At 66.6% G+C, this 21,347-nt stretch carries 17 protein-coding genes; 8 read left to right on the top strand and 9 right to left on the bottom strand.

From position 1 onward, the window contains the following. Positions 1–29: 29 nt before the first annotated feature. Positions 30–335, bottom strand: a complete 306-nt coding sequence (locus VXD91_RS10755) for a GreA/GreB family elongation factor (RefSeq protein WP_346415395.1) — start codon at positions 333–335, stop codon at positions 30–32. A gap of 261 nt (positions 336–596) precedes the next feature. On the opposite strand from VXD91_RS10755, the gene VXD91_RS10750 reads away from it, so the two are divergent. The 3 genes from VXD91_RS10750 to VXD91_RS10740 all read left to right on the top strand — a co-directional run bounded on the left by VXD91_RS10750 (position 597) and on the right by VXD91_RS10740 (position 2,474). Further along, positions 597–1,802 (top strand): hypothetical protein, encoded by a 1,206-nt coding sequence (locus VXD91_RS10750; protein ID WP_346415394.1) that lies wholly within the window; start codon positions 597–599, stop codon positions 1,800–1,802. Between the two features lie 76 nt (positions 1,803–1,878). Beyond that, the gene (locus VXD91_RS10745) at positions 1,879–2,094 is read left to right on the top strand and encodes a hypothetical protein (protein WP_053854134.1); all 216 of its coding nucleotides are present in this window, start codon (positions 1,879–1,881) and stop codon (positions 2,092–2,094) included. Further along, on the top strand, positions 2,091–2,474 hold the full coding sequence (locus VXD91_RS10740) for a type II toxin-antitoxin system VapC family toxin (protein WP_212812426.1): 384 nt from the start codon (positions 2,091–2,093) through the stop codon (positions 2,472–2,474). The genes VXD91_RS10745 and VXD91_RS10740 overlap by 4 nt, the downstream gene beginning before the upstream one ends. 151 nt (positions 2,475–2,625) lie before the next feature. Here VXD91_RS10740 and VXD91_RS10735 read toward each other — a convergent pair whose 3' ends face one another. From VXD91_RS10735 to VXD91_RS10720, 4 genes are all read right to left on the bottom strand, one after another. Next, a complete protein-coding gene (locus tag VXD91_RS10735; protein WP_346415393.1) occupies positions 2,626–4,614 on the bottom strand; it encodes an oligopeptide transporter, OPT family in 1,989 nt (662 codons plus the stop codon). 76 nt (positions 4,615–4,690) lie between these two features. Then, the gene (locus VXD91_RS10730; protein ID WP_212812424.1) at positions 4,691–6,307 is read right to left on the bottom strand and encodes a peptide chain release factor 3; all 1,617 of its coding nucleotides are present in this window, start codon (positions 6,305–6,307) and stop codon (positions 4,691–4,693) included. 69 nt (positions 6,308–6,376) lie between these two features. After that, on the bottom strand, positions 6,377–8,188 hold the full coding sequence (locus VXD91_RS10725; protein ID WP_346415392.1) for a sulfatase-like hydrolase/transferase: 1,812 nt from the start codon (positions 8,186–8,188) through the stop codon (positions 6,377–6,379). Between the two features lie 190 nt (positions 8,189–8,378). Beyond that, positions 8,379–10,202, bottom strand: a complete 1,824-nt coding sequence (locus VXD91_RS10720) for a fatty acyl-AMP ligase (protein WP_346415390.1) — start codon at positions 10,200–10,202, stop codon at positions 8,379–8,381. Between the two features lie 204 nt (positions 10,203–10,406). Here VXD91_RS10720 and VXD91_RS10715 point away from each other — a divergent pair, with 204 nt between their 5' ends. Both VXD91_RS10715 and VXD91_RS10710 read left to right on the top strand, forming a co-directional pair. Next, positions 10,407–10,790 carry a DUF6153 family protein gene (locus VXD91_RS10715; protein ID WP_346415389.1) on the top strand — a complete coding sequence of 128 codons (384 nt, stop codon included), beginning with the start codon at positions 10,407–10,409 and terminating at the stop codon, positions 10,788–10,790. A 47-nt stretch (positions 10,791–10,837) separates the two neighbouring features. Then, positions 10,838–11,482, top strand: a complete 645-nt coding sequence (locus tag VXD91_RS10710; RefSeq protein ID WP_346415387.1) for a DUF305 domain-containing protein — start codon at positions 10,838–10,840, stop codon at positions 11,480–11,482. Between the two features lie 152 nt (positions 11,483–11,634). Here VXD91_RS10710 and VXD91_RS10705 read toward each other — a convergent pair whose 3' ends face one another. Then, entirely contained in the window at positions 11,635–13,998 is a 2,364-nt protein-coding gene (locus VXD91_RS10705) for a lysylphosphatidylglycerol synthase transmembrane domain-containing protein (RefSeq protein WP_346415386.1), read from the bottom strand. Between the two features lie 48 nt (positions 13,999–14,046). Continuing rightward, the gene (locus VXD91_RS10700; RefSeq protein WP_346415385.1) at positions 14,047–15,828 is read right to left on the bottom strand and encodes a penicillin-binding transpeptidase domain-containing protein; all 1,782 of its coding nucleotides are present in this window, start codon (positions 15,826–15,828) and stop codon (positions 14,047–14,049) included. Positions 15,829–15,954: 126 nt separating this feature from the next. On the opposite strand from VXD91_RS10700, the gene VXD91_RS10695 reads away from it, so the two are divergent. Then, positions 15,955–16,692 carry an SDR family oxidoreductase gene (locus VXD91_RS10695; protein WP_346415384.1) on the top strand — a complete coding sequence of 246 codons (738 nt, stop codon included), beginning with the start codon at positions 15,955–15,957 and terminating at the stop codon, positions 16,690–16,692. A 214-nt stretch (positions 16,693–16,906) separates the two neighbouring features. On the opposite strand, the gene VXD91_RS10690 is transcribed toward VXD91_RS10695, so the two are convergent. Continuing rightward, the gene (locus VXD91_RS10690) at positions 16,907–18,109 is read right to left on the bottom strand and encodes an MCE family protein (protein WP_318985623.1); all 1,203 of its coding nucleotides are present in this window, start codon (positions 18,107–18,109) and stop codon (positions 16,907–16,909) included. Between the two features lie 408 nt (positions 18,110–18,517). Further along, positions 18,518–19,123 (bottom strand): helix-turn-helix domain-containing protein, encoded by a 606-nt coding sequence (locus VXD91_RS10685; protein WP_318985622.1) that lies wholly within the window; start codon positions 19,121–19,123, stop codon positions 18,518–18,520. 154 nt (positions 19,124–19,277) lie between these two features. Here VXD91_RS10685 and VXD91_RS10680 point away from each other — a divergent pair, with 154 nt between their 5' ends. After that, on the top strand, positions 19,278–20,573 hold the full coding sequence (locus VXD91_RS10680; protein ID WP_318985621.1) for a cytochrome P450: 1,296 nt from the start codon (positions 19,278–19,280) through the stop codon (positions 20,571–20,573). Between the two features lie 93 nt (positions 20,574–20,666). Next, entirely contained in the window at positions 20,667–21,338 is a 672-nt protein-coding gene (locus tag VXD91_RS10675; RefSeq protein WP_346415383.1) for a class I SAM-dependent methyltransferase, read from the top strand. Positions 21,339–21,347: the final 9 nt, after the last annotated feature.

The following is a 21,347-nucleotide window of genomic DNA, read 5'->3' as shown; positions in this document are numbered from 1 at the left end:
CTCCCCGAACAACATTGGTCGGGGAGCGGTCAGCGTCCGGCCGTCTCCTGCGGATTCACGCTGTCGACGGCCAGAACCGTGATCGCCATGCTCCGCCCGGATTCTGTCACGTATCTCCGGGTTTCGCCGACGTGCGAGGCGACGAGTGCTTTGCCCAGCGGGCACTCCACGGAGCAGGTGTCGCCCAGCGGCTTGGCGTCGGCGGGCAGGACGAGTTGGAAGATGTCCGTGTCGTCGGGGTCCCCGTTGAACGACACGGTGACCCAGGCGCCCGGCACGGCCTGACCTTCGAGGATCAGCTCGTCGCGGGCGTCGATTGTGTTGGTGGATGACATTTCTCGCGGGTGCCGGTCTGCGATGACCGCACCGTGCTGTTCAGCGGCATTCGATGACACCGGGTGTGGGGGCGGAACCCTTGACGCGGTGTTCGGGTGAATTACAGCGTCCACGGTTGTCACTATCCGCCGCGTCGCCGGTCGTGGCGGACGCACGCGAGCTTGTTTGCCATGATGTCACGTGATGTACGTCCGTGGGTCAGACGGAGGGCGAAAGCGGCCGCGGCGTACTTGTCGTAGCCCGGGCGTAGCGTCCGCGACATGACCGACAAACGACGTTTACGGAGCCTCAAACAGGCTCGACGCGATGTGCGGCGAGCGAAGAAACGCAAGGCCGGGAATGCTCTCGACCGACGGCTGAAAAATGTAACCGGACAGCTGAAAGATGTAATCGGGCAGCTGAACGATGCAACCGGACAGCTGACAGAAATAGTGCGGCCCAGGGTCGATCAGCATCCGGTCTATCTCGTCAGCATGGCCAGCCGCGCGATCAACGTAGGGAACCTCAACCTCACTTCGCTCGATGCCAGCAGGCCGGACGGCGAAAAGCTGTATCGCCTGTTGACCGGCCTTATGTCGACACGCAACCGGCCGGTCACTGCCTTACTCGCTGTAATCGCGGAGCTTCTGGTCGATGACCCAGCTCTGCAATTCGAATGTCGAGCGGAACTCGCACAGCGCCACGAGCACCTGCCGGGATGGATCCACTCACTGTCGCAGGTGAACGTGCACCGGGCTGTCCGCCGAAGTGATGCCTTCGGTGATGTCGATGAGATTGCCATTGGTGCTCGACTAGTCGGTGGTCATGGGCTGACTGTGGTCGTGCGGGTCGACCACAATCGGTTCTCGGGCGTCACCGACATCGCCATTGTGCCGGAGCTGATCGACGAAGTGCTTGCACGGATTGCGGAACCGGGTTCCGAGTCTGTTGTCGAAATGGACCTCGCCGACGCGAGGGCGTGGATCGAAGGTGCTTTCAAGAAGCCAGTATTCGCGCGAGATGCCAATACGTGGATGCCAAACCGACCGCTGGTCAGGTGGCTGATCAGTCGGCTCCCGGAAGGCGGTGAGGGCCGCACACCGTCCATGGATTGGGCTTCCGCCGTGCAGCTGTGCGAGTCGTTCTTCGTCAGCAGTTCGTCTGCTCCGTTCAACGGCCCCGGCTACCGGGAGCAGCTGCTGGAGCTTTTCGAGACCGGCTCGGAAGACCCGCTGCGGTGGAGCGAAACACGTGTCCGAGACGTGTTGCGCAACCCGTCCTATTACGACGACGGCACGCCATTGGAGGTGGCGCTGGACGTTCCTGACCTGCTACGTGCGTTCATCCCATATGCGCACGCGCAGAGTGGGATTGGCGACGAGCTGACGTCACGGACGCTTGCTGTGATCGATGAGCTGAGGCCGAGCTACCGGCACGAACTAATGAGCGAGGCGCGAGAGTTCTGGGGGTACGACGATGTGGGCTGATGGCTCCTCAGGTCAGCTCGGACGGGTTGCTAGCAGATTGCAAGCGAGAAGCATGCAATCTGGGTACAGTGGTCGTATGCGGACTCTGCACCTCCGTAACGTCCCTGATGACGTCATGGATCGACTCGAACGGATGGCGCGTGCAGCGAGCACCTCGGTGACAGCCGTCGCGATCCGTGAACTCGATGCCGCGACTCGTCGAGTCGACAATGCCGCATTGCTGGCCACGCTGCCCGATCTGGATATCCCGACCGAGACCATCGTCAAGCAGTTGGAGTCCGAACGCCGGTGATTGTCGTCGATGCGTCGGCGGCAGTCTCTGGGCTTCTGCACGATGGCCAAGCACGTCGACTACTCGCTGCCGAATCGATTCACGCGCCGCACTTGGTGGATGCGGAGGTGGCCAGTGTCTTGCGCCGGCAAGTGGCGTCCGGTCGGCTTACCTCTGCGGAGGGCCGGCAGGCTTTGAATGTCTGGAGCGGGCTCGGGCTGATCCGCTACGCCGCTCCACCTCTCCTGGAACGCATTTGGGAACTTCGTGAGGCTGTGACGGCCTACGACGCGATGTACGTCGCCCTCGCTGAGAACCTGGACTGCGCTCTGGTGACCGCGGATGCTCGGCTGTCAGGAGCGAATGGCCCACGATGCGCCATCACTGTCGTCCCGCGCTAGGAGAAGCATCCTCTCAGCGTTGACAGTGTTGCAGCACAGGCGATTTGGATCCGACAAGGAAACTTGACGGCTCCAAATCGAACATGTCGGGAGAGGCGGCCCGCCCTCGCGGCCCGCGCAGGCACCACGAAATCAGCGGCAGCCAGGCGACTCAGCGGTCAGCCGCCACTGGCTCGCTCCCCGCAATAACTCGCGTCCGCTTGTACATCCACCCGAGCACCGCCGCAAAGGCCACGACGCCGATTACTTCAGGCATAGACCCGCCGAAACCGGAGAACACCGCGAACGGCTCATCGGAACCAGTCCCGGCCACAAAACCGGCGAACACCACGCCGTACAGACTCTCGCCGACGATCATGCCCGTCGCCAGCAGCACGCCGAGCCGCTTCTTGCGTTCGACATCGCCGCCGGTCCGGTCCGCCCAGCGGTTATAGAAGTAGCCGAGAACAGCACCCAACGGAATGATCAGCGTCAGGCTCATCGGCAGGTACATGCCCATCCCGACCGCCAGCGGCGGCAGCGCGAAACGTGATGTGCGGGTGAGGGTCTCGTCGATGAGAATGGCGACGACACCGATCACGGCGCCCAGCCCGATCAGCCCCCAGTTCAAGGAGCCGCCGAACACTCCCTTGGCCAACGACGAGATCAGCGCGGCCTGCGGCGCGGCCAGGGCGTGATCGCCGGCCCCGGGAGCGCCGAGGAACCCGAAGGCGCGCTGCATCAGGTTGAGCACCGGCGGAATGATCGCCGACCCGAACGCCACGCCAATCACCAACGCCACCTGCTGTTTCCAGGGCGTCGCCCCGACCAGCTGGCCGGTCTTGAGGTCCTGCAGATTGTCGTTGGAGATGGTCGCAACACCGAACGTGATGGCGGCGGCGAACAGCGTGAACGCCACCAGCGCGGTGGACTGGCCACTATCGGCGCGCCCGAACACCACCTTGATCAGCACCGCGGCGATGAGCACCGTCAGGATGCCGACGCCGGAGATCGGGCTGTTCGACGAACCGATCAGCCCGGCCATGTACCCGCACACCGACGCGATGACGAGCCCGATGACGAAGATGAACACCAGGCTGGCCGCGATGATCCCGGCCGAATGCCCCTGCAGCACAGTGCCGCGACTGAAATCCCACAGCAGGACGGCGATCGGCAGCAGCATCACCACGACGGTGCCGACGACCATGGGGAAGGGGATGTCGCGCTCGGTGAGCTCGACAACCTGGCCCTGCCGCCGGTCACGTGCCGACCCCAGCGCAGCGGTGACGCCTTTGACGATGGGGCGCAGGATCTTCAGCAGCGTCCAGATCGCCGCGACGGCAATGGCTCCGGCGCCGACGAACCGCACCTCGTGCACGAAGATGCCGTCGATGATGTCGCCGATCGGTTCGCTACCCGTGAGCGCGCCGTTGGTGCGGATGGGCAGCAGCACCCCGTACGAGATCACGAGCCCGACGAGCATCGCGATGCCGACGGTCATGCCGATCAGGTGCCCGACGCCGATCATCGCCATCGACAGCCCGGCGGTGAACATCGTGCCGCCTGCGCCGATACGGGTATATGCGGTAACGGAATTGGCGAGCACCTTCATATTGGCGAGCAGCCCGAAAACGGCCGACACGACCGAACCGAACGTGATGACCTTGAGCCCGGTGCGGTTGGCCTCGACGCCTTCGGTGCCGTCACCGACCTTGAGTACCTCGGCGGCGGCGACGCCTTCGGGATAGGGCAGGTCGGTTCCCGTCACGAGTGCGCGCCGGAGAGGTATGGAGTACATGACGCCAAGGGTGCCGCCGACGGCGCACACGGCGACCGTGGTCCAGTAGGGGAAACCGGTCCACCAGCCGATCATGATCAGCCCGGGCAGCACGAAGATGATCGCCGACAGCGTGCCGGCCGCCGACGCCACCGTCTGCACGATGTTGTTCTCGACGATCGAGTGGTTGGCGAAGCTACGCAGCACCGCCATCGAGATCACTGCGGCGGGAATGGCGGTGGCGAACGTCAGGCCGACCTTGAGTCCGAGATAGACGTTGGCGGCGGTGAACACGAGCGTGATGACACCGCCGAGCAGGATGCCGCGGACGGTCAGTTCACGCAGCGTCGGGGTGGCGGGGGTCGCTGGAGTGGCGGTGGCCAACTCTCGTCCTCTCTCTTGGGTGCTCTACACCGTAAGCGCTGAGCGCCGAGGTGTGCCCGCTATCGAGAGGGGCGCGTCAGCTTTCGGCCGCCGCCACCAACGACCGCAGCTTGATGGACGGGTTGTCCCGCTGGAACCCTTCGAGGCGCCACGGCGTCGAGAAGAGCACGAGCATGACGCCGTCGGTGCGGGTCAGCACCTCGCAGGAGACCTGCTTGCTCATGAACTCGGCATCCTCGGGTTCGACGACCCGCGCCACCTGGTACGGCAGCGACTCGAGCGAGATGGCCGCGCCGATCTCGGTTGCCATGCGGTGCGCGGCGACCTCGAACTGCATGGGGCCGACGGCCGCGAAGACGGGCGCCTGCTCACCGCGCTTGTCCGAGCGCAGCACCTGGACGACACCTTCTTGGTCGAGCTGCTCGATGCCCTTGCGGAACTGCTTGTGCTTGCTCGGATCCTTGCCGCGGACCACCGAGAAGTACTCGGGGGAGAAGCTGGGAATCGGCGGAAACTCCACGGGCACATCGCGATACAGCGTGTCGCCGGGGCGCAGCGCCGCCGCGTTGGCCAGGCCGATCACATCGCCGGGCCAGGCGTCGTCCAGTGTGGAGCGCTGCTGGCCGAACACCGACTGCGCGTACTTGGTCACGAAGGGCTTGCCGGTGCCGGCGTGCGTCAGCACATCCCCGCGCTCGAACGTGCCCGAGCACACCCGCGCGTAGGCGATGCGGTCGCGGTGCGAGGTGTCCATACCGGCCTGCACCTTGAACACGAACGCGCTGAACGGCGAATCCACCGGGCGCGGCTCGCCTGCGACATCGCGGATCGCGCCGGGGGAGGGTGCCAGGTCGACCAGCACGTCGAGCAGCTGGTTGACGCCGAAGTTCAGAGCGGCGGAGGTGAACAGCACGGGGGAGGACTCGCCGGACAGGAAGGTCTCGCGGTCGTAGTCCGAGCCGTCCATCGACAGCAGTTCGGACTCTTCGACGGCGGTGTCCCAGTCACCCTCGGCGGCGTCGTGCGCCTTGTCGGCGGGGATGTGCTCCTCCGGCGCGGCGGTGGCGCCACCGGCGGTGCGGGTGAAGCGGATGTAGTGGCCCTTGCGGCGGTCCATCACACCCTTGAAATCGCCGGCGATGCCCACCGGCCAGGTCAGCGGCGTCGTCCGCAGCCCGATGCGCTCGTGGATCTCGTCCATCAGCTCCAGCGCGTGCCGGCCCGGGCGGTCCCACTTGTTGATCACCGTGATGATCGGGATGCCGCGGTGCTTACACACCTGGAACAGCTTCAGGGTTTGCGGCTCAAGGCCTTTCGCGGCGTCGATGAGCATGACGGCGCAGTCGACGGCCGTCAGCACCCGGTAGGTGTCCTCGGAGAAGTCGGCGTGGCCGGGGGTGTCGAGCAGGTTGATGACGCAGTCGCGGTACGGGAACTGCAGCGCCGTCGAGGTGATCGAGATGCCGCGGGCCTTCTCCATCTCCATCCAGTCCGACACCGTGGACTTGCGGCCCGCCTTGCCATGGATCGCACCCGCCTCGCTGATCACCCGGGCGTGCAGGGCCAGCGCCTCGGTCAGCGTCGATTTACCGGCGTCAGGGTGGCTGATGACGGCGAATGTGCGGCGACGGGCGGCTTCGGCGGCCACCCGGCCGGCGGAGCGGGTATCGGTGGCGGGGGCGGTGTCGGTCATGGCACCAGACATGCTATTGGCCGACCAGGCAAAACCTGTAATCGCGACGGCGTGACCTGCGGGTTTTGCCTACGGGCGGAACCGGCACAGCAACCGGCGGACGGCGCTGCCCGGCTCCGGCGGTCGCCGGGTCACGTACGGCCACGGATCGTTGCGCTCCGGTACCGACGCCGTGCGGACCAGCTTGAGCTGCGTCCGCAGGTGCCGCCGCAGCTCGTGCAGGCTGGGATCGCCCCAGCGGTTGGACGCCTCGATCGGGTCGGCCGTCAGGTCGTAGAGCTCCCACTGGTCGTCGAGCGGGTCGGTGCGGTACGTGTCGCCGCCGCGGCTGTTGGCCGCGAGATGCCGCACGCCCGGTTCAGTCCACGTCGCCGGATCGTCGAAGGTGCGGACCAGCTTCCACAGGTGCCCGGCGCCGCCGGCCGCCTCGGCGTTGGTGACGCGCGAGACCAGCCCTTCGAAGTTGGCCGCGACGTTCGCGGGCACCTTGATGCGCAGCAGCGCAGGCGGATTGGTGTTGGCGCCGATGGCCTGTGCCGCGCCCGACGCTCCGGTGTCGCCCTCGAGGATGTTGTCGCGCGTCATCAGGTAGATGGTCCGATCCTGTTCGGCCGCAGCACCATTCACCACCGGCATGAGGTCGCGGCCGGGTAGCGGGTGGACCTCGGTGAACGACGCGGCGAGGGTTTCGGCGGTCGCGGCGATGTCGACGCCGGCGGCGCCGAGCAGCGTCGGCACCAGGTCGACGTGTGACGTCGGCGCGGTGACCTCGCGGGCGGTGGTCGCGTCGGCGCCGATGCGGGCGATGACGAACGGAACACGCGTCGCCTCGTCGTACAGGTTGAACCACTTCTGGTGCAGCCCGCCGTGCGCGCCCAGCAGGTCGCCGTGATCGGAAGTCCGCACCAGCACGGCGTTTTCGGACCCGTTCTCGGTGACGGCACGCCGCACCCGGTCCAGCGGACCGTCGACCTCGGCGTGCAGGCGGTAGTAGAGGTCGCGGTACTGCTGCGCGTTGCGGCGGTAGGTGCGTTCGATGACCGCGGCCGGGCCGTAGCCGGAGTAGTAGGCCTCACGGAAGGCGGCCTGCGCGGCCGGCTTGTCGGTCAGATCTTCCGTGGCGGTCGGCGCCGCGGGCACGTGCGGCGGCTCGAGGACGGGGTAGTCGAGCAGCGGGCTGCGGCGGACCCAGGCCGGGAACAGCACGATGTCATGGGGATTGACGAAGCTGGCCACCAGCAGGAACGGCCGCAGCGCCTCCGGGTCGCCGGCGCGCCGCCGCGCGTAACGGTCGTCGAGCCAGGCGACGACGCGCTCGGCCACCAACGGGTCCCGCCGAAAACCGCTGTTGGACATGGCCGCTCCGTGCGGTTCTGGCCCGACCCAGCCGGAGAAGCCGTAGGGCCCCAGTGGGTCGGCATCGAGGTAGGCCTGCACCGCTACGGGGTCGACGACACCGTCGGCGTCGTTGGTGGCGAGCGGCTTGCCGGTCTTGGGGTCCTCGAGGTCGGCGTGCGAGATGTGCCACTTGCCGTCGTAGTGCGTGTCGTACCCGGCGGCGCGCAGCCAGTTGCCCAGCGTCGGCACCTCGCCCTGGCGGAGCCACCGCAGCCGCGAGTCGTCGTACCGCTTGCCGAGACCGTCGGTCTGCGTGACGCCGTGGAGGTCGGGGTACTGGCCCGTGAAGAGCGTCGGCCGGCTGGGCGCACAGGCCAGGGAGCCGGTGTAGTGCCGCGTGAAACGCACGCCGTTTTCGTCGAACCACCGCCGGCCCGTGAGGGTCCGGTGACGCCAGTCCAGGACGTCGTCGGTTTCGTACGGCGGGATGGCGCGTTCTTCGTCGGTCATGAGGATGACGATGTCGGGGCGCTGCTCCGTCATCTCGGTGCTCCCATCGGCGGAATGGGCCCTACTCGAGGGCTACCCCGTCATCCAACACGAGCGGCGACCACGGCGCCGCAAATTGGCGCGATCGACAAATAACGTTCTGTTAACTCTGATGACTCGTGTCCCAGTGGGCTGCCGTGGCCCCAAATCGAAAGTGCCGCAACAGTGCCCGGCGTGCCGCTCGCTAGTCGAATTGACCGGCGAGAAACTCCGCGCGCGCGGCGCTGCGGGCCAGCTTTCCCGACGTCGTACGCGGGATGCGGCCAGCCGCGACCAGCCGCACCTCGGCGACGCGCACCTGGTGATGACGCGCCACCGCGGCCCGCACCGCCTCGGCCACCGGCTCCAATTCGGCACGTCCGGCACCCACCGCGCGCTCGGCGATCACGACCAGTTGTTCACCCGAATCACCAGGAACAGCAAAGGCTGTCACGTAGCCGGAGCGCACGGCCGAGGAGGCGCGGCTGACCGTGGCCTCGATGTCCTGCGGGTAGTGGTTGCGCCCGTCGACGATGACGAGATCCTTGATGCGGCCGGTGACGAACAGCTCGCCGCCGACGTAAACGCCCAGATCGCCTGTGGCCAACCACAATGCGTTGTCCTCGGCGCCATCGGCGTGGCTGACGGTCTGACGGGTCTGCAGCTTGTTGCCGAACACCCGCTCGGACTCCTCGGGCCGCCCGAAGTAACCCCGGCCGATGTTGTTGCCGTGCAACCAGATTTCGCCTACGACGCCGTCGGCGGCCTCGTCCCCGTCGGGCGTCACGATTACCACCCACTGGTCGGGGATGGCCTGCCCGCACGAGACGTGGGGGACCGCGCCGTCGGCGTGCCGGCCCACGACGACGGCCCGGCCCGCCGCGAGCTCCTCGCGGTCCAGATATGTGGCGCACGGCTTTTCGTCCGCGCCGATGCTGGCGACCGACAGCGTGGCCTCGGCCATGCCGTACGAGGGCTTGACCACCGTCTCGGGCAGCCCGTAGGGCGTGAACGCCGCCATGAACTGCTCGATGGACGGCAGCGTCACCGGCTCCGAACCGTTGAGCAGCGTGACCACATTGCTGAGGTCGAGCGCCTCGCCGGCCGGCGGCAGGCCGCGCTGCGCGCACAGTTCGAAGGCGAAATTGGGTGCGGCCGCGAACGTCCGGCCGTGGGCGGCCTCGTCGGCCAGGCGCCGGATCCACCGGTAGGGCCGGCGGACGAACGCCATGGGGTCCATCAGGCTGATCTGGCCGCCGCACAGCGCGGGGAACATGATCATGATCAGGCCCATGTCGTGATACAGCGGCAGCCAGCTGACGCTGCGGATGTCGGTGTCCAGGCCGCCGGCCAGGATCATCTGAATGACGTTGGTGCACACGTTCCGATGCGTGATCTCCACGCCGGCGGGGGTGCGCGTCGAGCCCGAGGTGTACTGCAGGTACGCGACGTCGTCGGTGCGGGAGTCCGGGGCGAGGTACATCTCGGCGAGGGTGTCCGGCACGGCGTCGACGGCGATCACCCGCGGGCGCTGCGCGGCGGGCAGCGTCTTGATGAACGTGCGGACCGCTTCGGCGGCCGCGGTGGTGGTCAGCACCACCGATGGCTTGGCGTCGGCCAGCACCGCGGCGAGGCGCTCGGCGTGCCCGGACAGCGCCGGCGCGAACAGCGGGACGGCGATGTTTCCGGCGTGCACGGCCGCGAAGAACGCCGCGACGTAGTCGACGCCCTGCGGCGCGAGGATCGCCACCCGGTCGCGGGGCGCGGTGACCTGCTGGAGCCGGGCCGCGACGGCGTTGACCTGAGCCCACAGGCCGTTCCAGCTGAGTTCGACGATCTCGCCGTCGGGATTGTGCGCGTAGTCGATGAACCGGTACGACGGACTGTCGCCCATCGCCGCGCGGTTACGTTCCAGGAACGACGTCAGCGTGATGCCGTCAGGTATGACGATCCTGCCGTCCGGCTGAACGTATTGGTTCAGCGATTCCGCCGCCCCAATAATGCTGTGACTCAAGGCTTCCCGACCCATATGTCGACACTAGTAGCGGGGCTAACTAACCGACGAGTCCAATAACGGTGAAAGTCGCCACTGCGGGAACGGTGATGTGACGCGGCCCACCGGTCACGGCGCCCGATTGCGTTCCGGTCGGCGGCGACCGCAACATTTATTCCCGCAGATATACCCCCACCGGGTACTATGATTTGCATACCGACACCCGAACCGGAGGCCGACGTGACGCATCGCAGCACGCGATTACACGTCGTCGGCATGCTCGTTCTGATCGCGGGCATCATCGGCATGCATTCGCTGGTCGTCACGTCGGCGCACGCTCCGTCGCATCATCCGCAGGCGGCTGTGCATCAGCACGCGAGCGCCCCGGCGGCGCAAACGTCCATGTCGGATGCCTGCGACTGCAACGGACACAACGGTTTTCACGCCTGTGTCTTCGTCATGACCGAACTGCTGACCATCCTGGTTCTGGCTTTGCTGTACTGGCTCGGCGTCGCGCCCGAGCGCAGCGTGCAGGCCCGTATCCGACAGGCGTTGCGGCGCAGGCAAAGAGCGCCGCCGTGGACGGTGCTCACTCTCGCGGAACTGTCGCTCCTTCGAATCTGATGGGCCGTGCCCCGCGTCAACCCATCCAATCTTCAAGGAGTTCAACCATGTTCAAAATCGCATCTATCGCCATCGCCGGAACCGCTGCCGCCATCGCACTCGCGGCCTGTAGCCCGCCGAACGAGCAGGCCTCGACGGTCTCCGCCACCACCTCGTCCATGCCGATGTCAGGCCACGACATGCCCGGGCACTCGATGCCGGGGATGTCGGGTTCCAGCACCAGCGCTGCGCCGTCCGCCAACTTCAACGACGCCGACGTGATGTTCCTGCAGATGATGTACCCGCACCACGCGCAGGCCGTCGAGATGGCCAAGCTTGTCCCGACCCGCTCGCAGAACCAGCAGGTCAAGGACCTCGCCGCTGCCATCGAGAAGGCGCAGGCGCCCGAGATGCAGCAAATGACGACGCTGCTCGCCGGCTTCGGCAAGCCCGCGCCGTCGGCCACCATGAGCCACTCGATGCCGGGCCTGATGACCCCGCAGCAGATGACCGAACTGACGGGCCTGTCCGGCGCGGCGTTCGACAAGATGTGGCTGCAGATGATGGTCGAGCATCACCAGGGCGCCATCACCATGGCCAACGACGAGCTGAAGAACGGCACCAACGCCGACGCCAAGAAGATGGCGGAATCGATCGTTACCACGCAGCAGGCCGAGATCACCACGATGAACGGCATGCTCGCCAAGATGTAGCGGCCATACCGGGGTCTTCGGCCCCGGTCTGTCTCGGCACCTTTCGCTGGGAAGCGTCAACTTTCTCTGACCCAGTCAGGGAAAGTTGACGCCTGCAGATCGCATGTGTCACAAGGCGGCCTGACACGCCGGCCGCGACACGCCGCAAGGGCCTAGATCATGTCCTTCTCGGTCAGCCAGCGCATGACGGGCCAGCCGATGAACACCGGCAGCCAGCACGTCAGCACCCGGTAGAGCAATACCGACGGCACCGCGACCGCGGCGGGCAGGCCGAACGCGGCCAGACCACCGATCAGCGCCGCCTCCACGGCGCCCACGCCGCCGGGGGTCGGAGCGGCCGAGGCGAGCGTGCCACCGATCATCGTCACGACGCACACCGTCACGAACGACGTTGACCCGCCGAAGGCCTCGACACTCGCCCACAGGGCCAGCGCCGCCCCGAGAGTCGTTGCCGCGCAACCCAACACGATCAGCCCGAGGCGGCGCGGTTCGCGGGCGAGGTTGACCAGGTCGGCCCACACCTCCGTCAGCCGCGGCCGCACCGAGGTGCCGAGCCAATGCCGGGCCCGCGGCACCAACATGAACGTGCCGACCACACCCAGCGCCGCACCGGCGATCAGATACAGAACCGTCGACGACGGCACGAAGTGCGACAGATCGGCCGACGCGCCGGCCGCCGCACTGAAGAAGATCAGCAGTGCCACGTGGGTGAGCACCTGAACCGACTGTTGCAGCGCCACCGCGGCTGTCGCGCGCAAGGCGCCGAGCCCGGCCTTCTGCAGGAACCGCGTGCTGAGCGCCAGGCCACCGACGCCGGCCGGCGTCGTCGTCGCGGCGAAGGTGTTGGCCACCTGCATGATGGTCAGGTTCTTGAAGCTCACCGCCTCCGAGGCGCTGGCCCACAACGCCGCCGCGGCGCCCACGTACGTCAGCGCCGACACCGCGAGGCCGAGCAGCGCCCACCACCAGTTGGCGGACCGCAGCTCGGAGAAGAACGTCGGCACCGTGCTGATGAACGGATAGGCGACGTACACCAGCGCGATGAGCAGGACCAGCTGGATGACCTGGTTGCGGGTGAAGCGGGTGATGGTCTCGGTCTGGATGCGGTCGGCGCCGGTCTGGTGCTTCACCTCGTCGCGGGCCGCGGTGATGACGGCGCGCGAGTCGGGGATCGACTCCCGCAGCCGCAGCGGCATCGCCGACTTGGTCAGGCGGCGCGACGCGGTCAGCACGGTGTCCTCGCCGAACTGCTCGATGGCTGCGGCGACCGCTTCCTCGGCGTCGTACACGGCCGTCGTCGTCACCAACAGTTGCGCGACGTCGGATTGCAACTGCACGTCGGAGGCGCCGTACTCGGAGTTGCCCAACCCGCCGAACAGCACCGTCCGGTCGTCGACCGTCAGCTCCGACGCCCGCAGGTCGCCGTGCGAGATCTGGTGGTGGTGCAGCGCGCCCAGCGCACGCCACACATCGGCGACCGAAGTCTCGTTGGTCAGCGGGGCGCCGCTCGCCGGCGTGTGCGCGAACATGGTCCAGCCGCGGTCGAGGGCCGCGAGCGCGATGGTCCGGGTGTTGGCGAGGTCGAGGTCGCCGACGGCGATGGTCATGAGTGCGCGGTGTTCGACGGCGCGGCGCATCGAGGTCTGCAGGGGAGCGGTCTCGTCGTTGCGCAGCGTGATCTTGCGCCAGAGCTGGCTCATGGCGCCGCCCACCCGCTGGTTCGGCCCGTAGAGCTCGACGACGGCGCGCGTCCCGTCGGCTGAATCGGCACTGAGCACCAGTGGTCCGGCGCCGGCCGGGCGGATGACCGTCAGCGCCGATACGTCGAACTGGCGGCGGGCCAGCGCCTGGACCCCGCCCGCCAGCGGAACCTCCAGCGCCGGGGTGCCGCTGACCAGCACCACCAGCGCGCCGACGAACCAGCCCACGGCGAGGCCGAGCAGCGACCGGGCCGGCACGATGGCGCTGACCACGAGGTGGATCGGCACGAACGCCAGCAGCAGCGTCCACCACCAGCGGCGCAGCCGGGCGGGCTGCCAGGGGCCGGACACCGTCAGCACCGCGGCCAGCAGCGCGATCCAGCGCGGGTCGTCGAGGAACTGGGAGAAGACGGTGTTGAGGCGGTCGGAGAGGTCGAAGTGCCAGTTGGGTGCTGCGATGCCGTTGGAGTTGATGGACAGCGACAGCACGGCGATCAGGCCGGCGGCGGCGTACGGACCGAGCAGTTTCCATTGCTTTGTCACGAGCAGGCTCAGCAGGATGACGAACGGCAGCGCCAGGATCGCGATGGCGTACGCGATGTAGACAAGGTTCGACTGGGTCGGCGTGAGCACGCCGACGATCCGCGACACCGACCGTTCCAGCCGGACCCAGTCGTTGCGGGTGATCAGCGAGCTGGTGACGACGGTGACCAGGAACGCCGTCGCGGCCACCAGCCGCAGGATGTCGTTGGTCCGGCGGGTGATCGGTTGCAGCAGGCTGCCCGAGACCGCGACCTCGCGTCCGTCAACCCGCATCAGCCAAGAATCCCAAGTGCGGGGCCCGTTGGCGAAATTGGCACGCCGTTACCCGGCCAGCGCGGCACGCAGGAAGTCCCCGCTGACGGCCACCGCGGGCGCCGACGAATCCCCGCCGACGACCAGCGTCGCGAACGCGAGGTCCCCGACGATGCCCGCGAACCAGCCGTGCGAGTGCGTGTTGTCGCCGAATTCCGCGGTCCCGGTCTTCCCGCCGAGCCCGTCGATGTCCTTGAGAGCGGACGCGGTGCCGTCGGTGACGGTCAGTCGCATCATCGCGCGCAGGGCGTCGGCGGTCGGCTTGTCGATCGGGGTCGACGGCGTGCTGGCGGTGGTCTGCTGGCCCGGCAGCAGCGTGGGCGTGATGGTCGATCCGTGCGCGAGGCTGGCCTCGGCGACGGCCAACCCGAACGGGCTCACGGTGACGGTGCCCTGGCCGATGCCGTTCTCGACGCGCTGCGCCGGGGTGTCGGCGTTGGGCACCTTGCCCGTCACGGTCGTGATGCCGGGGATGACGAAGTCGACGCCGATTCCGAGGTTCTTGGCGGTGTTGGGCAGCGCGTCGGCGGGCAGCTTGTCGGCCAGCGCGCCCATGGTGGTGTTGCAGGAATGCGCGAAGGCCTGCTCCAGCGGGACCGTGCCGAGGTCGAACTTGTCCTCGTTGGGGATGGTGCGGTTCTCGATCGTCACCGTGCCCGGGCAGGGCTCGGGGGAGTCGGCCTTCGCCAACCCTTTCTCGAGGGCGGCCGCGGTGGTGACGGTCTTGAACGTCGACCCCGGCGGGTACAGGCCGGTGAAGGCGATGGGTCCCTGCGCGTTGGCCGCGTCGTTCTGGGCCGCGGCGAGGATGGCGCCGGTGCTGGGGGCGATGGCGACGAGGACGGTCGGACGGGGGTCGCTGGCCACGGCGTGCTGCGCGAGGAGCTGCAGGTGCGGGTCCAGAGTGGTGCGGACGGGTTTGGTGTCCGCGGGGGCGTTGTTCGCGAGTTCGTCGGTGGGCTGCCCTTGATCGTCGACCAGGTCGACCGACCAGCCGGCGGTCGCGTCGATGGCCTTCTGCCACACCTCGGGCAGGCCGCTGATGGCCGGCGAGTGCAGGTTGGGGTCGGTGGTCAGCAGCGCGCCCTGCTTGGTGACGGTGACACCGGGGATCTGGGTGAGTTCGTCGGCGACCTGGCCGAGGTCTGCCTCGCGGAGCTTGACGACGGTGACGCGGTCGTCCTGATTTCCGTTGAACTCGCCTGCGATCGAGTCGGCGGTGATGGTGTCGTCGAACCGGGCAACCACCGGGGCCAGTGCCGCGGCGGAGTCGAGGTGGTCGCGACTGAGGGTGATGACGCCGACGGTCTGCCAGCTGAGCAGCGGTTGGCCGTTTCGGTCGACGACGGGCGTCAGCAGCGCTTTGTCTTCGCTGAACTGGAACGTACCGCCCTGCCGGAGCTTGGGATGCAAAAGCGCCGGGGCCCAGCGGATTTTCCAGTCGTCACCGACCTTGGTGGCTATAGCCGTTGTGTCGTAACGGAATTCGCGGCCGGGTCCGAACGACCAGGTGTAGGCGAGCTTGGCGGTCGACTTGTTGTCGCCGTCGCCCGGTGTGGCCTTGACATCGACGGTGGCGTTTTTGCCCATGCCGTCGAACATGGACTTGATGGCCGGCTCTGATGCGCCGGCATCGGTGGTGTCCTTGGCGGCCGCGCCGGAGTCCTTGCGGTGCAACGCATCAGCAAACGCGTTGAAGGCATCCTCGGGTTCCGGGCCGCCGAAGATCGAGCATCCCGTGGAGCCGAGGAGCAGCGTGCAGGTCAGCAGCAGCGCAGTACGTTTCGTCATGACCCTTCGAGCCAACCATGAGTGGCTATGAATTCCGGCGTTGAAACGCTGGGGCGGGCCGGTATCGCGTAGTGTCCGAGCCGTTCGGTATTCCGCTACGTAGCGGAGCGTATTGAAAGGTCTGGCATGAGTGGTGTGGTGGTGACCGGTGGTGCATCCGGTATCGGCCTGGCGTCGGCCAAGGCGTTGATCGCCGACGGTCGCGCGGTGTCGCTGTTCGACATCTCGCCGCAAGTGGTCGCCGTCGCGGAGTCACTCGGGGCGCACGGCGTCGTCGTCGACGTGAGTGACACCGACTCGATGGCCGCCGCCGTCGAGCAGGCCGCCGTAGCCGTGGACGGCATCGACGGGCTGGTGCATGCCGCGGGCCGGGTGCTGCCAGAGCCGGTCGGGATGTTCACTGTTGAATCGTGGGATGCCGTCGTCGATGTGAACCTGCGTGCGCAAGCGCTGCTGTCCCAACTGCTGCTGCCACATTTCGAGAACGCGCTGGCTGCCGGAGCCGCTCCGGCGATCGTGGGGATCTCGAGTATCGAAGGGCTGGTTGGCAATCCGTTCATCCCGGCGTACTGCGCGTCGAAGGCCGGGCTGCTCGGGCTGACCCGGTCGATGGCAGGTCAGTTGGGGCCGTTGGGAATTCGCGTCAACGCGGTGTGCCCGGGCTTCATCGAAACCCCGATGCTCGCCGACGCGTTGGCTGTTCCTGAGGTGAAGAACGCGTTCCTGTCGGCGGCGCCGCTGGGCCGGTTGGGGCAGCCCGAGGAGATCGGCGCGGCCGTCGCGTTCCTCTTGTCGCCGAAGGCGTCGTTCATCACCGGCACCCAGATCGTGGTCGACGGGGGCGTGACGTCGCGGCACGCTTAGCGCCCATGTGGCAATACGCGATCGAGATGCGGCGAGGATGGCCGGCATTTCGGCACGGCATGATTTTCGTTGTGCGCGTGCGCATTCCAGCCTCTTGTCGAATGGCGGGCCAGCTGCGGGGCGCGATAGTTACAGGCCAGCCCGCAGCCAATAGCTTCCCCGCAAACTTCTCCGTCAGTGAGTGCGCTGCATACAGTCCGCGGGTCGTGACTGGTCAGTAACGGTCCCTCTCTGCGTAGGCACCGTTGAAGAGGAACTGCAGCGTCGAGGGAGCGTCGAACTGCAACTCGGTGTTGGGCTGGAACGGGATGTAGGCGTTGTCGGTCACCAGGAACGGTGAGTGGTACCAGGAGCCGCCGAACTGCTTGGACGGCATGTCCGGAAGGCCACGGCAGTTCGGGCCGCCGGAGGCGTTCACCATCGGCAGGCTCTCCGGGTAGGTGTAGTTGGGTGCGCCGGGGAAGAAGTTCGCAGCGACGAACAGGCCGGGCTTGATGCCGCCGAACACCGGGCCGAAGCGGCTCACTGCTTTTGACACACCTTGTAGCAGGCAGGGCAGTTCGGGTGAGTAGTCGCCGAGGACTTTCAGCGGCGCGCGCAGCCGCTGGATGGCGGCGATGTAGTCGTCGGCGGCCGGGGAGATGGTCGCGTAGGCGTTGTTGGCGAACCCGGTGGACGCGAGCAGCGCGGCGTTGAGGTCTTGCTGCTGTTCGGTCAGTGTCGTGCTGACCGTCGGCGCATTGTCGAAGATCTTCGCCAGGTCGGGCGCGGCGTCGCCGTAGATGCCGGCGACCGTGGCGGTGTCCTTGAAGTCCTGCTGCAGGGTCGGCAGCTTGGGGTTGAAGTACTGCAGGTATTTGCTCAGCCCGGCCGCGGCGGCGCCGGCGTCGTCGCCGTGGCCCCGCAGGCCTTCGCCGAGCGCGGTCACCGTGGCGTTGAGGTTGACCGGGTCGATCTTGTCGAGCAGGTCGGTCAGCGTCTGGAAGACGGTGTTCATCTCCAGCTGCACGTCCTTGGCCTGCACCTGCGCGCCGGGACGCATCGATTCCTTCGACGGATGCTCCGGCGGCAGGAATTCGACGGACTTGGCGCCGAACACCGTCGTGCTGCCCAGCCGGACCCGGGCGTTCGACGGGATGTACCGCATCTGGTCGCTCAGCACGGCGAGTTTGAGCTTCGCCTGGTCGCCGGCGTAGTCGATCCGCTCGACCTTGCCGACCTGGATGCCGCGGTATTTCACCTTGGCATCAGGGTCCATCACCAGACCGGCGCGGGGCGCCATCACCGAGACGGTGTCAGTGGGGGTGAATGCCGCGGTGTACGACAGGTACGTGAAGACCACCGCGGCCACGATGATGCTGATCAGCACCGCTGCCGCGATGCGGGCGCGGGTGCGATTGAGTTCACGGATAGCCACGGACACACCCCGCGGATGGCTGTTGGGCGGAGGCGTAACGGTGCCATCCCAGCTGAATCACGTTGTACAGCAATGCAGTCCTCCGCACGTGCTCGCACCGGCGACCGTTGCCAATGGCGGCATTCCTGTCGTGAAATACCGCCGGCTCGGTACGACATCTAGCCATGGTCATACACTACGTACGGGAGTGTATGTTCTAGATTGTCGCGATGTCGCGAAAATTCTGAAATTTGCTGCGCGGCCCTGGCCTGCGCGCACGCACGTAACCGATCCCGCTACTTCCAGGCCCATCGCAGCCTTCGATTCGGGGCGTCGACGGAACCGTCCCCCGTTAAGACAAGCCCACGTTCGTCGCGGGTCGACCTGCCGAGACCCTCGTCGGGAGCGTTCTAGCGAGACGACTGTTGATCAGCGCTCGTCGTACTGCAAGGCTCTGACGGCGGGGGCGATCCAGACGTTCAACAGCCGGCGCAATTCGGTGCCGCCGCCGGTGGGCGGGGACATGATGAACGTCTGCAAGGTTCGCAATACGATCTCCAAGACGTCGTCTTGGGCTGAGGGCACACATGACGACCAATCGACGTCGAGGCGATCGAGGATAAAACGGCCGAACATGGCTGCAGTATCATTCGCCATCGAGACTTTCTCTGCGACGGCCGCATTGCGCGGCGCTCGTAGCATCAGCCCGATATACGGGTCTTTGGGCAAGCGCTCCATGGTCAAGGCGATGCCGTCGATGATGGCCACAGCAGGGTCGGTGATGCCCGACAGCGCCACCGACAGCTGAGTCATGAATTCGCCTGTGGCATCGGCCGCCGTCGCGTGCAACAGCTCGTCCGTCGAGCCGAAATAGTGGTAGATCGTTTGTCGCGTCACGTTGAGCGTGCGGGCGACATCGGCCAAGCTGACCCGTTCACCGCGTTGATCGATGCTCGAGCGAGTGGCGGCGATGATGCGCGCGATCGCTTCGTCGTCGCTGGCGGGAACGTCGCCACCCCATCCACGGGTTCGCACCCGGGCCTCCCTTGCGATCGGACTGCTCTCTGTCCCCAGAGGATAACGCCAGGCCACCAGCGCTGATCCCCTGCATCGACAACCCGAGGCACTAGGTCATACAATCCACAACCATCTGTATGATCGCGGTAATTGGCGAGCGGAGGCAACCTGGATGACTACGACGACGTGCCCATTTGGCCCCGGCTTTGACTTCACCGACCCCGACGTATTGCTGGCAGGGCTGCCGGTCACCCAGTTCGCCGAGCTCCGTCGAACCGCGCCGGTGTGGTGGAACGCCCAGCGGGAATCGATCTTCGACGACGGTGGGTACTGGGTTGTCAGCCGCCACGAGGACGTGAAAGCCATTTCCCGCAATGGTGAGCTGTGGTCAACCAACCGCAAGGGCGCAGTCATGCGGCTGCCCGACGGCGTCACCGCCGACGAACTGGACCTGACCAAAGCGCTGCTGATCAACCACGACGCACCGGCTCACACCAGGCTGCGCAAACTCGTCTCAAAGTTGTTCACACCGCGAGCCGTTGCTCACTTGGAAGGCAAGCTCGCCGTAGCGGCACATGAAATCGTGCGCACCGCCGCGTCGAAGGACAGCGGCAACTTCGTCGACGATGTCGCGATGAGCTTGCCGCTGCAGGCGATCGCGGACCTCATCGGTGTGCCAGAAGCCGACCGCGAAAAGTTGTTCGCGTTGACCAATTCCATCATGAACACCGACGATCCCGATTTCGAGGGTGATCCAGCGGTGGCCAACGCCGAGCTGATGGCCTACGCCTACGCAATGGCCGAGGAGCGGCGGCGCTGTCCGGCCGACGACATCGTGACGCGTCTGATCGAAGCGGACGTCGAGGGAGACGCGCTCGGCGACGTCGAGTTCGCGTTCTTCGTAATCTTGCTGGCCGTCGCCGGCAACGAAACTACGCGCAACGCCATCACTCATGGGATGAACGCGTTCTTCGACCGCCCCGATCAGTGGGAGCTGTTCAAGCGAGAACGTCCTGACACCGCCGTTGATGAGATCATCCGATGGGCGAGTCCCGTGCATTGTTTTCAGCGCACCGCGCTCGTCGATACTGAAGTTGGTGGGGTCAGCGTTCGCCAAGGCCAGCGCGTCGGACTCTTCTATAGTTCGGCGAACTTCGATGAGGCGGTGTTCGACAAGCCCTTCGAGTTCGACATCCTGCGCAATCCCAACCCGCACCTCAGTTTCGGGGGCAACGGGGCCCACTACTGCATTGGCGCGAACCTGGCGCGGATGGAAATCAAACTCATCTTCAACGAGATCGCCGACCAGCTGCCCGATATCTCCAAGTTGGCTGAGCCCCAACGGCTTCGGTCGGGATGGATCAATGGAATCAAAACCCTGAACGTTGCCTACGGCGCCGCCGCCGGCCAGATCGCAAGCGGCGAGCTTGCCAACCAGGGTGCCGCGGACGGATGCGCTGCGCGCTGAAAATCTGAGGCACCGGCATGAGCTTCGCCAGGCTCTGGCGCCGTCCTCGGACGCCGTTACATCGCCTGGCGCCCGTCCGGTAAGTTGCCCGATATGACTAGGGCCGAAGCTGTTTTGCCGCCGGACGTGGCCCACCTGTTCGACCTGGCCGACAGCGTCACCGGCTTCATGCCGGCCGACGAAGGTCGGGCCTTGTACGACGCGGCGGTGCGCTACCTCGGTGCCGGTACCGGTGTCGAGATCGGCACCTACTGTGGCAAGTCGACCGTCATGCTCGGCGCAGCGGCGCTGCAGACCGGCGGCGTGATCTACACGATCGACCACCATCATGGCTCTGAGGAGCACCAGGCCGGCTGGGAGTATCACGACAGCTCGATGGTCGATGCCGTCACGGGCCTGTTCGATACGCTGCCCCGACTACGCCACACGCTGGATGCCGCAGGGCTGGACGAGCATGTGGTCGCGGTAGTAGGGAAGTCGGCGGTGGTATCGCGGTCGTGGCGAACACCATTGCGGTTCCTGTTCATAGACGGTGGACACACCGAAGAGGCCGCCCAGCGGGACTTCGATGGCTGGGCGCGCTGGGTTGAGGTCGGCGGTGCGCTTGTCATCCACGACGTGTTCCCCGACCCGCAGGATGGCGGCCAAGCGCCGTTTCATATCTACGAAAGGGCGCTCGCCACGGGCGATTTCGCGGAGATCGCGGTGCATGGATCGATGCGAATCCTGGAGCGACGCTCCGGAGTACCGGGGTCGGCGCTCTAGACGATCCGC

Source organism: Mycobacterium sp. SM3041, assembly GCF_039668335.1.
Taxonomy (GTDB): Bacteria; Actinomycetota; Actinomycetes; order Mycobacteriales; family Mycobacteriaceae; genus Mycobacterium.
Note: the sequence above shows the minus strand (reverse complement) of the source record. Positions and strands in the feature narration are given on the sequence as shown.

What these genes read in the sequence shown, in the direction of transcription:
- VXD91_RS10705 (WP_346415386.1), bottom strand. Translation starts at nt 13,998, where the DNA reads ATGCGGGTTGACGGACGCGAGGTCGCGGTCTCGGGCAGCCTGCTGCAA.
- VXD91_RS10675 (WP_346415383.1), top strand. Translation starts at nt 20,667, where the DNA reads ATGACTAGGGCCGAAGCTGTTTTGCCGCCGGACGTGGCCCACCTGTTC.
- VXD91_RS10745 (WP_053854134.1), top strand. Translation starts at nt 1,879, where the DNA reads ATGCGGACTCTGCACCTCCGTAACGTCCCTGATGACGTCATGGATCGA.
- VXD91_RS10710 (WP_346415387.1), top strand. Translation starts at nt 10,838, where the DNA reads ATGTTCAAAATCGCATCTATCGCCATCGCCGGAACCGCTGCCGCCATC.
- VXD91_RS10680 (WP_318985621.1), top strand. Translation starts at nt 19,278, where the DNA reads ATGACTACGACGACGTGCCCATTTGGCCCCGGCTTTGACTTCACCGAC.
- VXD91_RS10755 (WP_346415395.1), bottom strand. Translation starts at nt 335, where the DNA reads ATGTCATCCACCAACACAATCGACGCCCGCGACGAGCTGATCCTCGAA.
- VXD91_RS10725 (WP_346415392.1), bottom strand. Translation starts at nt 8,188, where the DNA reads ATGACGGAGCAGCGCCCCGACATCGTCATCCTCATGACCGACGAAGAA.
- VXD91_RS10700 (WP_346415385.1), bottom strand. Translation starts at nt 15,828, where the DNA reads ATGACGAAACGTACTGCGCTGCTGCTGACCTGCACGCTGCTCCTCGGC.
- VXD91_RS10695 (WP_346415384.1), top strand. Translation starts at nt 15,955, where the DNA reads ATGAGTGGTGTGGTGGTGACCGGTGGTGCATCCGGTATCGGCCTGGCG.
- VXD91_RS10750 (WP_346415394.1), top strand. Translation starts at nt 597, where the DNA reads ATGACCGACAAACGACGTTTACGGAGCCTCAAACAGGCTCGACGCGAT.
- VXD91_RS10730 (WP_212812424.1), bottom strand. Translation starts at nt 6,307, where the DNA reads ATGACCGACACCGCCCCCGCCACCGATACCCGCTCCGCCGGCCGGGTG.
- VXD91_RS10720 (WP_346415390.1), bottom strand. Translation starts at nt 10,202, where the DNA reads ATGGGTCGGGAAGCCTTGAGTCACAGCATTATTGGGGCGGCGGAATCG.